Source organism: Arthrobacter sp. RIT-PI-e, assembly GCF_001187915.1.
GTDB lineage: Bacteria > Actinomycetota > Actinomycetes > Actinomycetales > Micrococcaceae > Arthrobacter_D.
This window is the reverse complement of the sequence record NZ_LGIU01000085.1, coordinates 19,068-31,766: the sequence shown is the minus strand read 5'-3', so window position 1 is coordinate 31,766 and position 12,699 is coordinate 19,068. Positions and strand designations below refer to the sequence as shown.

General features: G+C 69.4%; 12 protein-coding genes and 1 tRNA gene. 9 read left to right on the top strand and 4 right to left on the bottom strand.

Annotated elements, in window-relative coordinates:
• Positions 1–26: 26 nt before the first annotated feature.
• The gene (locus tag AC792_RS11995) at positions 27–497 is read left to right on the top strand and encodes a DUF5684 domain-containing protein (RefSeq protein ID WP_049830743.1); all 471 of its coding nucleotides are present in this window, start codon (positions 27–29) and stop codon (positions 495–497) included.
• 78 nt (positions 498–575) lie between these two features.
• On the opposite strand, the gene AC792_RS11990 is transcribed toward AC792_RS11995, so the two are convergent.
• A tRNA-Ala gene (locus AC792_RS11990) sits at positions 576–648 on the bottom strand.
• Between the two features lie 111 nt (positions 649–759).
• Between AC792_RS11990 and AC792_RS11985 the strand changes: the two genes are divergently transcribed.
• From AC792_RS11985 to AC792_RS11975, 4 genes are all read left to right on the top strand, one after another.
• A complete protein-coding gene (locus tag AC792_RS11985) occupies positions 760–2,358 on the top strand; it encodes a DHA2 family efflux MFS transporter permease subunit (protein ID WP_049830742.1) in 1,599 nt (532 codons plus the stop codon).
• 60 nt (positions 2,359–2,418) lie between these two features.
• Positions 2,419–3,885, top strand: coding sequence for a S10 family peptidase (locus tag AC792_RS11980; protein WP_049830741.1), 1,467 nt, complete (start codon positions 2,419–2,421; stop codon positions 3,883–3,885).
• Positions 3,886–3,947: 62 nt separating this feature from the next.
• Positions 3,948–4,070 (top strand): hypothetical protein, encoded by a 123-nt coding sequence (locus AC792_RS17940; protein ID WP_268753380.1) that lies wholly within the window; start codon positions 3,948–3,950, stop codon positions 4,068–4,070.
• Positions 4,071–4,100: 30 nt separating this feature from the next.
• Entirely contained in the window at positions 4,101–5,870 is a 1,770-nt protein-coding gene (locus tag AC792_RS11975) for a glycoside hydrolase family 15 protein (RefSeq protein ID WP_049830740.1), read from the top strand.
• A 34-nt stretch (positions 5,871–5,904) separates the two neighbouring features.
• Here the strand turns inward: AC792_RS11975 and AC792_RS11970 are convergent, their stop codons facing one another.
• On the bottom strand, positions 5,905–6,405 hold the full coding sequence (locus AC792_RS11970) for a DUF456 domain-containing protein (protein ID WP_049830739.1): 501 nt from the start codon (positions 6,403–6,405) through the stop codon (positions 5,905–5,907).
• A gap of 116 nt (positions 6,406–6,521) precedes the next feature.
• Between AC792_RS11970 and AC792_RS11965 the strand changes: the two genes are divergently transcribed.
• On the top strand, positions 6,522–7,478 hold the full coding sequence (locus AC792_RS11965) for a TIGR04086 family membrane protein (protein WP_152916183.1): 957 nt from the start codon (positions 6,522–6,524) through the stop codon (positions 7,476–7,478).
• A gap of 120 nt (positions 7,479–7,598) precedes the next feature.
• Here the strand turns inward: AC792_RS11965 and AC792_RS11960 are convergent, their stop codons facing one another.
• The gene (locus AC792_RS11960) at positions 7,599–8,516 is read right to left on the bottom strand and encodes an SDR family oxidoreductase (protein ID WP_049830737.1); all 918 of its coding nucleotides are present in this window, start codon (positions 8,514–8,516) and stop codon (positions 7,599–7,601) included.
• Positions 8,517–8,815: 299 nt separating this feature from the next.
• A complete protein-coding gene (locus AC792_RS11955; protein WP_049830736.1) occupies positions 8,816–9,619 on the bottom strand; it encodes an SGNH/GDSL hydrolase family protein in 804 nt (267 codons plus the stop codon).
• A 121-nt stretch (positions 9,620–9,740) separates the two neighbouring features.
• Between AC792_RS11955 and AC792_RS11950 the strand changes: the two genes are divergently transcribed.
• The 3 genes from AC792_RS11950 (at position 9,741) to AC792_RS11940 (ending at position 12,651) form a co-directional block, all read left to right on the top strand.
• Entirely contained in the window at positions 9,741–10,595 is an 855-nt protein-coding gene (locus tag AC792_RS11950) for an SDR family oxidoreductase (RefSeq protein ID WP_049830735.1), read from the top strand.
• Positions 10,588–11,223, top strand: a complete 636-nt coding sequence (locus tag AC792_RS11945) for a flavin reductase family protein (RefSeq protein WP_049830734.1) — start codon at positions 10,588–10,590, stop codon at positions 11,221–11,223. The genes AC792_RS11950 and AC792_RS11945 overlap by 8 nt, the downstream gene beginning before the upstream one ends.
• Positions 11,224–11,385: 162 nt before the next feature.
• On the top strand, positions 11,386–12,651 hold the full coding sequence (locus tag AC792_RS11940) for an alpha-hydroxy acid oxidase (RefSeq protein WP_049830733.1): 1,266 nt from the start codon (positions 11,386–11,388) through the stop codon (positions 12,649–12,651).
• The last annotated feature ends 48 nt before the right edge of the window (positions 12,652–12,699 follow it).

Sequence of the window (12,699 nt, the reverse complement as noted above, 5' to 3'; positions counted from 1 at the left end):
GCAGGGGCGCCCGTACTGTTCGAGGCATGACACCACTTCTCCTCGCCGCCGGCGGCATGCTGCCGGCGCTCTCCTCGAACACCACCACCGATCCCGCCTTCGCTGCCGGTGCCGCCATCGGCGGCCCCCTCGGCTTCATCCTCACCATCGTGATCACCGGCTTCGCCCTCAAGGGCATCTTCGCGAAGGCCGGGCGCCCGGCCTGGGCCGCCTTCGTCCCGATCTACAACTACATCGTCCTCTTCCGGATCGCCGGGCTGTCCGCCTGGCTGGTGATCCTCCTCTTCATCCCACTGCTCAACCTCGTGGCCCTGGTCCTCCTCGCGATCAACGTGGCGAAGGTCTTCGGCAAGGGCGTGGGCACGGCGATCCTGCTCTTCCTGTTCGCCGTCATCATGTACTTCGTGCTGTCCTACGGCTCGGCCCGCTACCTGGGACGCGAGGCGGCGCAGCGCCCCCTCGGGTCCGCTCCCCGGACTCCGACCGGGGCCTACTGACCGGGACCTGTGGCCACGATCCGGAACGACGAAGAAGGGCCCCTGCATGCAGGGGCCCTTCTTCGTCGTTCCGGATCGTGGAGCTTAGGGGAATCGAACCCCTGACCTTTTCATTGCGAACGAAACGCTCTACCAACTGAGCTAAAGCCCCGCACCACTTCCGAACACCAATACTGTACCCAGAAGCGGAGGGTATGCCCAAAGCACACCGTTCCCCGGGCGAGCCCGGGATTTGTCAGGAGGCGGGAGTAGTCTTCTCGGCATGCCCAGCAAAGCCCCCCGGTCGACCCCTGCCCAGCACACGGATCAGGACATCAGGCCCTGGCCGGCCCTGTGGTCCCTCGTCATCGGTTTCTTCATGATCCTCGTGGACTCCACGATCGTCTCGGTGGCCACCCCCGCCATCATGGAGGGACTCGGAGCGGGGATCGACAGCGTGATCTGGGTGACCAGCGCCTATCTCCTGGCCTATGCGGTGCCGCTGCTCATGGCCGGGCGGCTCGGGGACCGCTTCGGCCCGAAGCGCATCTACCTGATCGGGCTCGTGGTGTTCACCGTCTCCAGTGCCTGGTGCGGGTTCGCCGGCTCCGTGGACGCCCTCATCCTCGCGCGCGTGCTTCAGGGCCTCGGGGCGGCCCTGATGACACCGCAGACCATGTCCGTGATCACCCGGATCTTCCCGCCGGAGCGGCGTGGGGCCGCGATGGGGCTGTGGGGGTCCGTGGCCGGCATCGCGACCCTCGTGGGGCCCGTGGTCGGCGGCCTGCTGGTGGACTCCGCCGGCTGGGAGTGGATCTTCTTCATCAACGTGCCCGTCGGCGTCGTCGGCTTCGTCCTGGCCGCACGCCTGGTGCCCACGCTGCCCACCACGTCCCGCCGGTTCGACTTCCTCGGAGTGTTCCTCAGCGCCGCCGGCCTCTTCTGCCTGGTGTTCGGCATCCAGGAGGGCGAGACGTACGACTGGGGCACCATCGCCGGGCCGCTCTCGGTGTGGTCGCTGATCATCGGCGGCATCGTGCTGCTCTTCGCCTTCGTGCTCTGGCAGCGGTTCAACCGGGGCGAGCCCCTGGTACCCCTGAGGCTCTTCGGGGACCGCAACTTCTCCCTGGCCAACACCTCCATCACCGCCATGGGCTTCACCATCACCACCATGACCCTGCCGCTCATGCTGTACGCCCAGACCGTCCGGGGCCTCTCCCCCACGCAGGCGGCACTGCTCCTCACCCCCATGGCCGTGATCTCCGGCGTCCTGGCACCGTTCGTGGGGAAGTACGTGCAGCGCGGCAACCCCAAGTACATCGCGATCGCCGGGTTCGCCGGCATGTCCGCGGCACTGTTCTGGCTCGGCTCCATCCTCACCCCGGACGTCCCGATCTGGCAGCTGCTCCTGCCGATCGCCCTGCTCGGACTCTCGAGCGCGGGGATCTGGTCACCGGTGTCCCTGACCGCCACCCGCAACCTCAGCCCGTCGCTCGCCGGTGCGGGATCCGGCGTCTACAACACCACGCGGCAGATGGGCGCGGTGCTCGGCAGCGCGGCGATCGCCGCGATCATGCAGGCGCGCCTGACCACGAACCTGGTGGGGGCGGACGGCGTCAGCACCACGCCGGGGACGGCGCTACCGGACGAGGCACTGGCCGGGTACGCACTGTCGATGGGCCAGGCCCTCTACCTCCCGGCCACCGTGGTGATCATCGGCTTCGGTGCCGCCCTGTTCTTCGCGAAACCGCAGCACACCACCGCCTGGGCGGACGACGCCGGCGCGACCGGGCATTCCCCGGCCGGCGGCTCCGCCGCGGAACCGGCGCTCGACGACGCACCCTCACCCGGGTCCGCACAGCAGGTGCAGCAGCCCCGGTAGGACACCCGGACCCACCGGCGGAGATCTGTTGCTTCGGGGAACCACCGGTAGAGTGCTGGCATGGCTGACGAGACGAAGGACACACCCAAGGATTCCTCCCCGGTCACGGCGAAGGAGGTCTCCGACGACTTCGCGGTCAAGGAGCACACCTCCCCCTCGGGCCTGAGGTACACCACCACCACGGGCCGGCTGGTGCTGCGGCGCGAGGAGACGAAGGACGGCAAGGCGGACGGCTTCAGGCCCAAGGCCGAGATCTTCGTCGTGGCCTACACGAAGCAGGACGCCGAACCCGGCAGGCCCGTGACCTTCGCCTTCAACGGCGGGCCGGGCTCCGCCTCCGTGTGGCTGCACCTGGGGCTGCTCGGCCCCCGCCTGGTGGACTCGGGCGACGTCGGCTCCATGACGCCGGCACCCTTCGGCCTCGTGGACAACCCGGACTCGCTCCTGGAGTCGAGCGACCTCGTCATGATCGACCCCGTGAACACCGGGTACTCCCGCGTGGTGGAGGGTGAGCAGGCCGACGAGTTCCACGCCTTCGTCGAGGACCGGGACCTCGTGGCCGAGGTCATCCGGCTCTGGACCACGCGCAACAACCGGTGGCTCTCCCCCAAGTACCTGGTGGGCGAGAGCTACGGCACGCTCCGCGCGGTGGCCGTGGCCGGCAGGCTCTTCGACGCCTACGGCATGACCGTGAACGGCCTGGGCCTCATCTCCACCGTGCTGAACATGTCCACGCTGCGGTTCTTCCCGGGCAGCGACCTCCCGTACGCGCTGCACCTGCCCACCTACGCGGCGGTGGCCCACTACCACGGCAGGCACGGCGACCGGGAGCTCGCGGACGTGGTCCGTGAGGCCGAGGAGTACGCGGCGCGCGACTTCGGGTACGCGCTCACCCAGGGCAGCCGGCTCACCGCTGCGGAGAAGGACGAGGTGGTGGCACGCCTGCACGCCATCACCACCCTGGACGAGGGCTTCATCCGCCGGACAGACCTCCGCTGGGCGTACCACGAGTTCGCCGCGGAGCTCCTGCGCGAGGAGGGTCTGGCCGTCGGCCGGATCGACGCGCGCTTCACGGCCCGGCCGGAACACCTGCAGGCCTCGGACTCCTTCGACGATCCGAGCATCAGGGCCATCACCGGCCCGTACTCCGCGGCGATGAACCACTACGTCCGCGCCGAGCTCGGGTACGAGAACGACCTCCCCTACGAGATCCTCACCGCGCGGGTGCACCCGTGGAGCTACCGGACGTTCGAGGGTGCTCCCGTGGACGTGTCGGGCGTGCTGGAACGGCTCATGGTGCACAACCCGGCCCTGCGGGTGCACGTGGACTACGGGTACCACGACGGCGCAACACCCCATTTCGCGGCCGAGTACGTGTGGGCGCACATGAACCTCGACGACGCCGCACGCGCACGGTTCACCCACCACTACCACGAGGCGGGTCACATGATGTACCTGAATCCGACGGCACGGGACGCCCAGCTCCGGGCCCTGCGCGCGTTCGTGACGGAAGCCGGAACCATGTAGGAAATAGTCAGTAGGATGATGATCACCACCGCGGCACCGACCGCTGATCGTTAGGACATCCCATGCTGAAAAGAATCCTCTGGGCCCTGGTACCCGTCATCGCCTCCCGCGTCCTGAACAGGAGGGGCAACCAGCAGCAGCCCCGCGCGGACAAGCGGCGGTACAACGGGAAGTACGGCAGGTAGGACCACGGCGGCGCAGGAACGAGAGGGCACATCATCACACGAGACCAGGCCGGCTTCGTCGACCTCCGTTCCTACGCCGCCCTCGGTGACGGCCGTACCGTGGCACTGGTGGCACTGGACGGTTCGATCGACTGGTATCCCACGCCGGACCTCGACTCGCGCCCCGCCTTCGCGCGGATCCTGGACGCCGACGAGGGCTTCATGATGCTCGCGCCGACCACCGAGTACGCGGTGGAGAGGCGGTACGCGCCCGGGACCAACGTGCTGGAGACCACCTACACCACGGACACCGGGACCGTGCGCGTCACCGATTCCCTCAACACCGGTGTGGCCGGGCGGTTGCCCTGGGGGGAGTTGGCCCGTCGCGTCGACGGTCTCTCCGGCCAGGTGGGCATGGCCTGGCAGGTCAGGCCCGGTACCTGCTTCGGGGCGGCCTCGCCCTGGCTGGACCTCGGTGCGGACCATCCGATCCTGCGGCTCGACGGCACGGCGCTCGGGATCCTGGGGATCGACCACGGGCTCACGCAGCCGGAGGGCCAGCTGGTCGAGGGAGCCTTCACCACGCAGGAGGGATCACGCCACCTGATCGCGGTGGTCTCCACCCACAAGGAGCCGCTCCCGCTCCCGGATCCGCGGACCATCGACGACGGCGTGGACCGCACCATCCGCAACTGGGAGACCTGGTCCGAGGACTTCGCGTACGACGGCGACTACCGGGAGGAGGTGCTCCGGAGTGCCCTGGCGCTGAAGCTCCTGCTGCACAGCCCGTCGGGGTCGATCGCCGCAGCGGCCACCACCTCCCTGCCGGAGAGCCTCGCGGGCGGTAAGAACTGGGACTACCGCTACACCTGGGTACGGGACACCGCCTACACGCTGCACTCGCTCACCCGGGTGGGGGTCCGCGAGGAGGTCCACGCCGCGGTGTCCTGGATGCTGAAGAACCTCCGCGCGCAGGGTACGGAGCTCGAGGTGTTCACCCGGCTCAACGGCGACCTGCCGCAGGGAACCAAGACCCCCGACCTGACGGGGTGGCGCGGGATCGGCCCCGTGGTGGACGGCAACCCCGCCGCCGGACAGCTCCAGCTCGGGGTCTTCGGCGACGTCTTCGACATCGTCTGGCAGTACGTGGACGCCGGTCACGTCCTGGACCCGGCCACCATCCGCCAGCTCGCCGACCTCGCCGATCTCGCCTGCGACGTCTGGCACCGGCGCGACGCAGGGATCTGGGAGCTACCGGAGGAACGGCACTACGTCAGTTCCAAGCTCGGGTGCTGGAACGCCCTGCGCTGCGCGGTACTGCTCGCCGAGCGTGGGCAGATGCAGGGCTCGGTGGAACGCTGGGCGGCCGAGCGGGACCGCATCAGCGAGTGGGTCCACGAGAACGGATGGTCCGAGGAGCGCCAGAGCTACGTCTGGTACCCGGGCTCCACCGAACTCGATGCCTCGATCCTGCTGCACGCCATGACCGGGTTCGACACCGGCCCCCGGATGTCCGCCACCATCGACGCCCTGCGCGAGGAGCTCGGCGCCGGCCCCCTGCTGTACCGGTACAGCGGGATGGAGAAGGAGGAGTCCACGTTCGTGGCCTGCGCCTACTGGGCCGTGTCCGCCCTCGTGGCCGTGGGCCGCCGCGAGGAGGCGGTGGAGCTGATGGAGCAGCTCCTGCCCCTCGCGAACGACGTCGGCATCATGGCGGAGATGATCGAGCCGTCGGACAACTCGTTCATGGGCAACCTGCCACAGGGGCTGAGCCACCTCGCGCTCATCGTGGCAGCGCTCTCGCTCTCCGCCCAGTACTGACGTCACACCCCGGCCCGATACCTCGGGCCGGGCGTCAGGCGGTGGCGAAGTAGACCCAGGCGCCGATCACCCAGGTGGTCGCGGCCGCGCAGGCGAGACCGAGCTCCACGAGGATCCCGAGGCCCGTGGCCTTCAGGGCGTGGATGCTCGAGCCCACGGCGGGGCCCACGCTGCGCTGGCGCACCCACTCGCTGGCGAACAGGCCCAGGGCGAAGCCCACGAACAGGCCCACGACGGGGATCACGAACAACCCCACGATCCCCGCCAGCACCCCGACGACCACCGAGCGTCCGGGGATCTGGCGCTGCTGGAGCGCCCGGCCGGTCAGCACGAGCCCCGAGGCGAGCCCCGCACCCGCCAGGACGGTGCCGATCGCGAAGACCACCCAGCCCTCGGTGCTGGCCACGGTGAGCGCCCACACCAGGAGCGACACGATGACGAGGATGCTCCCGGGCAGCACCGGGATGATGATCCCGGCGATCCCCACCGCGATGAGCGCCCCGCAGACGACCGTCATGATGACCTGTAGTTCCATGACGCAAGTCTCGCATCCACGGGCGCCGCGCCACGGCCTCCACCTGGAGGCGCCGTGGAATACTGGTGATGCTAAGCCGACTTAGGAGCCTCCGGGCCCTGACATCAGGAGGACCAGTGAGTACACCAGGCAACAGGGACGGCGACCGGCGGGATCCCGCCGGTCAGGGCATGTCCGGCGGATCGCGGGACGCCGCGGGCAGTCACTCCGTGGACGACGACCTCACCGAGGAGTACGTCCCGGGCATGTACTCGGGGGGCTCGGCGGACGAGATCCGGCCCTCCACATCACCCATCCCCGCCTCACGGACCACCGACACCACCCGGAGCCCGGAGGTGACAGGGCCCGGGATGCAGGGGCGCACGGACACCCGGGCCGTCCCGGTCACCGCGACCAGGGACCACCGGCCGGCACGTGACCTCGACACGGGGAACCGCGACCTCGACCGTGACCTCGACCGCTCCCCGGCACCGGGCACCACTGCCCGCCCCCTGCCCAGCCTCGAGGACAGGAAACTGATCCACCAGCGGGAGAAGGAGCACTTCGGTGGCATGAAGTTCGGATCCGCCTTCTTCGGCTGGCTGACGGCCACCGGGTTGTTCGTGATCCTGACCGCGCTGGCCGGCTCCGTGGCGGCCCTGTTCGGGTACGGGTCCGACCTGACCACCGCTGATCTGACCACCGGCTCGGCGGAGCTGCAGGCCACCGGCATCACCGCCGCCGTCGTCCTGGGTGTGATCCTCCTGGCCTCCTACTACGCGGGCGGTTACGTCGCGGGCCGGATGGCACGCTTCAGCGGGCTCCTGCAGGGTGTCGCCGTGTGGCTCTGGGCGTTGATCGTGGCCGTGGTGCTGACCATCATCGGCCTGATCGCCGGCAACAGGATCGACGTTCCGGCCCAGTTCGGGAGCATCGGCGTCCCTGCACTCGGTGACCTCACGGGACCGGGGCTGATCGGGCTCCTGGTCGTGGCCGCGATCGCCCTGGTCGGCGCGGTGCTCGGTGGACTCACCGGGATGCGGTACCACCGCCGGATCGACCGCATGGACTTCGACGCCCCCGGGGAACGCTGAGCACTTCGAACCTCCCCTGTTCCGGGGTCCAGGAACGGAAGAACCCCCGGTCTCCTCGCGGAGACCGGGGGTTCTTCGTGCGGGGCACGATCCACTCGGGATGGATCGCACCGCTGCGGATCACGGCGAAGGCATACCGCCGTTGACGTTGAGCGTCTCACCGATCACGTAGCTGGACTCCGCCGAGGCGAGGAACACGTAGGCCGGTGCGAGTTCGGTGGGCTGGCCGGCGCGGCCGAGCGGGGTGCTCTTGCCGAACTCGGGCAGCTCCTCGGCGGGCTGTCCGCCCGAGGGCTGCAGCGGCGTCCAGATGGGACCCGGGGCCACGGCGTTGACGCGGATCCCCTTGGGTGCCAGCTGCTGGGCCAGTCCCTTGGTGAAGTTGTTGATCGCGGCCTTGGTGCTGGCGTAGTCCACGAGGGTGGGTGAGGGCTCGTAGGCCTGGATCGAGGTGCTGTTGATGATCGCCGAACCGGCGGGGAGGTGCTTCAGCGCCGCCTTGGTCACCCGGAAGAACGAGTAGATGTTCGTCTTGTAGGTGTGGTCCAGCTGCTCGTCGGTCAGTTCCTCGAGCGTCTCGACGGCGATCTGCTTGCCGGCGTTGTTCACGAGGATGTCGAGGCCACCGAGGCCGTCGACGGCCTGCTGCACGAGGGACACGCAGTAGTCGGCGTCCTTGAGATCGCCGGGAAGGCACACCGCGGTGCGCCCCTCGGCCTCGATCAGGCCCTTGATGACCTGGGCGTCCTCCTCCTCCTCGGGGAGGTAGGAGAGGGCGACGTCGGCACCCTCACGTGCGTAGGCGATGGCGACGGCGGCACCGATGCCGGAATCGGCCCCGGTGATGAGTGCCTTGCGGCCCTCGAGCCGGCCGGTGCCGCGGTAGGAGGTCTCGCCGCGGTCCGCCTTGATCCCCATGTCGGCGTCGAGGCCGGGCTCGGGCGTGTGCTCGGCCGGCGGCGTGATGCTCTCGAACCGGGTGACGGGGTTCTGGAATGTGTACTGGTCGGTCGATCCTGCTGTGTTCTCGGAGGCCATGGATATTCTCCCTCTACAGACGGGGTGTCCGGCGCTGGGGTGCCGGACGGGTCAAGCCGAGCGTCGAACGCTAAGCATGCTTATCACCCTACTCGGTGGAGCGCACCCGTGCGACCCGTCGTCGGACCCTGGTCACCGGACCCGGGCGTCGGGTAGGGCTCAGAAGACGACCTGGAAGAAACCCGCGCCGATCCCGAGGACGAGGCCCACAATCAGCAGCCAGATGATCGGGGTGCTCAGTCTGCGCATGAAGTCCATAGTCCGCCCAGTCTAACCGCGGCACTCCCTGCCCCCGGGGTTCACTTCGTGACCGCCCGCCGCGCGCGGGCAAGGCGCTTCAACCCGTCGGCAGGTCGCACCGGGGTGGGCCACCTCGGCTGCAGCTCGTCCCCCAGGGTGATCCTCCGCAGCCGCCGGCCGAACATCGGCACCACCCACTCCCCCAGCCACGCCGTCTCCCGGCGCAGGCCCGCCACCAGACCCGCGTACCCCTCAGGCTCGGGGAGCCGCGGTACCAGGGAGTGGTCCACGCCGAGGATCCGCAGCACGTGGGCGGCGAGATTGCGGTGCCCTGCAGGTGACATGTGGATCCTGTCCGCGTCCCAGAGACCGGGGTCCGAGTACTCCTCGAAGCACCAGTAGTCCACCAGGACGGCGTCGTGGTCGCCGGCGATGCGCCGCACGGCATCGTTGAACTGCCAGTTACGGCGCTTCATCGGCTCGAACACGGGACTCAGCGGGATGTCGAACCCCGTGAAGAGCAGCGGGCGCGCCCCGGAGTCCGCGATGCGCGCCACCATGCGCTCGTACTCGCCGAGCAGCACGGGCATGTCGGTGCGCAGCTCGAGGATGTCATTGCCCCCGGCGTAGAGGCTGACGAGCGTGGGCTCCAGGGCCAGCGCCCACTCCAGCTGTTCGTCGCGGACATGGTGCAGGCGCTTGCTGCGGATGGCCAGGTTCGCGTACTCCCAGCCCGGGTCCTGCCGCCCGAGCTGCTTGGCCACGCGATCCGCCCACCCGCGCACACCGTTGGGGAACGTAGGGTTCCAGTCCCCCACGCCCTCGGTGAAGGAGTCCCCGATCGCCACGAATCGTCCGGCCATTGGAGCCACGGTAGACGCACGCGACCTACGGGGCCCTACGCCGGGGCGAACAGGGGATGAACGGACACGAGGAGATGATCGACGAGGAAATAATTCCGGCCCGGTCGTGGCTGGGACGGACATGGAACCTCGCATCGCAGTCACCGGATCCACCGGGGTGGTGGGCGGCGGCGTCGCCCGCATCCTCTCCTCCGAGGGCGTACCGCTCGTGCTCCCCGTCCGCTCACCGGACCGGGCGCCGCAGCTCCCGGAGTCGGTCGTCCGGCAGGCCTCCTACGCCGACGTCGGGGCGACCGTCGAGGCACTGACCGGCGTCGACGTGGTCCTCATGGTCTCCGCCGCCGAGGAGGAGGACCGCGTGGCCACGCACCGCTCCTTCATCGACGCCGCGCGGCAGGCCGGGGTACGTCACGTCGTGTACACGTCCTTCTTCGGTGCCTCCCCCGAGGCCACGTTCCTCCTCGGCCGCGACCACTGGCACACGGAGGAGTACCTCCGCGCCTCGGGCCTCTCCTGGACGTTCCTGCGGGACAACCTCTACCTCGAGGCCGTTCCCGCCTTCGCCGAGGACGGCGTCATCCGCGGACCGGCCGGTGACGGGCGCCTCTCCGCCGTCGCGCAGTCCGACGTCGCGGCCTCGGCCGCAGCGGTGCTCAGGGACCCCGGCGCCCACGCCGGGAAGAGCTACGATCTCACCGGATCCGAGGCCTTCACGCTCACGGAGGCGGCGGCGCTGATCACGGAGCTGACCCCGGCCACCGTCCGCTTCGTGGACGAGACGCACGAGGAGGCTCTCGCCTCGCGCGCCCACCACGGCGCACCGGAGTGGGAGGTGGAGCGCTGGGTCAGCACCTACACGGCGATCGCCCGCGGCGAGATGGCCGGGCTCTCCCCCGACGTCGAGCACCTCACCGGGCGCCCGCCGCTCACCCTGCGCGCACTGCTCGCCGGGAAGGCACCGGGCTCCGATGCGTAGGGACGTGGTGCCCGATCCGGCGTCGAGCCGGGACTTCTACGCGTTCCTCACCTCCGTGGTGGTCCCGCGCCCCATCGCCTGGATCTCCTCCACCTCCGCGGACGGCATGGACAACCTCGCCCCGCACTCCTTCTTCACCATCGCCTCGGTGAACCCGCCGATCGTCCAGTTCACCTCCGTGGGACGGAAGGACTCGGTGCGCAACATCGAGGCCACGGGCGAATTCGTGGTGGCCTTCACCCCGGAGCGCCTGTTCGAGGAGGTCAACGCCACCGGCACCGGCTTCGCACCGGACGTGAGCGAGTTCGACATGGTGGGGCTCACCCGCGAACCGAGCGCCACCGTGCGGCCCCCGCGGGTCCTCGAATCCCCCGTGGCACTGGAGTGCAGACTGCACTCCACCCAGGAGATGGGCGACTGCACCCTGGTGTTCGGGGAGGTGCTGCACGCTGTGGTCTCCGAGGACGTGCTCGACGGCGACCACCCCGCCATCGACGCCCTGGAACCGCTCTCACGGCTGGGCCGGAACGAGTGGGGTACCGCCGGTGAGATCCGGGACATCACCCGCATCCGGCTGGAGGAGTGGCCCGGTCACTACGGCGGGCCCGGTACCGGGACCTCCGTGTAGCCCGCCGCAGTTCCTGCTGGTCGGTCTCCGGATCCGATGGTTGCCCTCGGGTTCGCCGGACGGTTAGAGTGAATCGTTTCAACGAGTGGATCCGGTCCCGGTCGCCGGGGCGGGCACCCGCTCACCCGATCCTTCGCCGTCGAAGTCCAAAGGACGTTCCCCGTGATCCAGCGCCAGCTTCCCGTCCCCGCCGAACTGCTCGAGTTGATGCAGTTCAAGAAGTTCGAGCTGAACGGGAAGAAGCGGAGGCTGGACGCGGCGCTGACCATCGGGGATCTGCGCACGATCGCCAAGCGGCGCACCCCGCGGGCCGCCTTCGACTACACGGACGGCGGCGCGGAGGGCGAGCTGTCCATGAAGCGTTCCCGGCAGGCGTTCGAGGACATCGAGTTCCACCCCTCGATTCTCCGCCCGGCCGAGCACGTGGACACCTCCGTGGAGATCCTCGGCGGCCCCAGCGCCCTGCCCTTCGGCATCGCCCCCACCGGGTTCACGCGGCTCATGCAGACCGAGGGCGAGACCGCGGGGGCCGGCGCCGCGGCGGCCGCGGGCATCCCCTTCACCCTCTCCACCCTCGGGACCACCTCGATCGAGGGCGTGAAGGAGGCCAATCCGAACGGGCGCAACTGGTTCCAGCTGTACGTGATGCGACAGCGGGAGATCTCCTACGAGCTCGCACGCCGTGCCGGTGAGGCGGGATTCGACACCCTCATGTTCACCGTGGACACCCCGGTGGCCGGCGCCCGCCTGCGGGACAAGCGCAACGGGTTCTCGATCCCACCTCAGCTGTCCATCGGCACCATCCTCGACGCCGTCCCCCGGCCGTGGTGGTGGATCGACTTCCTCACCACGCGCAAGCTCGAGTTCGCGTCCCTGACCGACACCGGCGGAACGGTGGGGGATCTGATCAACGCGGCCATGGATCCGACCATCAGCTACGAGGACCTCGCCGTCATCCGGGACCTGTGGCCCGGGAAGATCGTGATCAAGGGTGTGCAGAACGTCGAGGACTCCGTGCGCCTGGTGAATCTGGGGGTGGACGGCATCATCCTCTCCAACCACGGCGGCCGTCAGCTCGACCGCGCACCCATCCCCTTCCACCTGCTGCCGCAGGTGGTCCGCGAGGTGGGGGCGGATGCCACGGTCATGGTGGACACCGGCATCATGAACGGGGCGGACATCGTGGCGTGCATGGCCCTGGGGGCGAAGTTCACCCTGATCGGCCGCGCCTACCTCTACGGGTTGATGGCCGGCGGGCGCGAGGGCGTGGACAGGACTATCGCGATCCTCCGGGACGAGATCGAGCGGACCATGCGCCTGCTCGGCGTCAGCCACCTCGGCGAGCTCGAACCCAAGCACGTCACCCAGCTCACCCGCCTCGTACCCGTTCCACGGGCAACCGGTGAGATGGCCGCCTACCCGGGATAGGCCGGACCGGCGCCGGGTAGGGGAGGAACAGCCGGCGCCGCCCCTCCC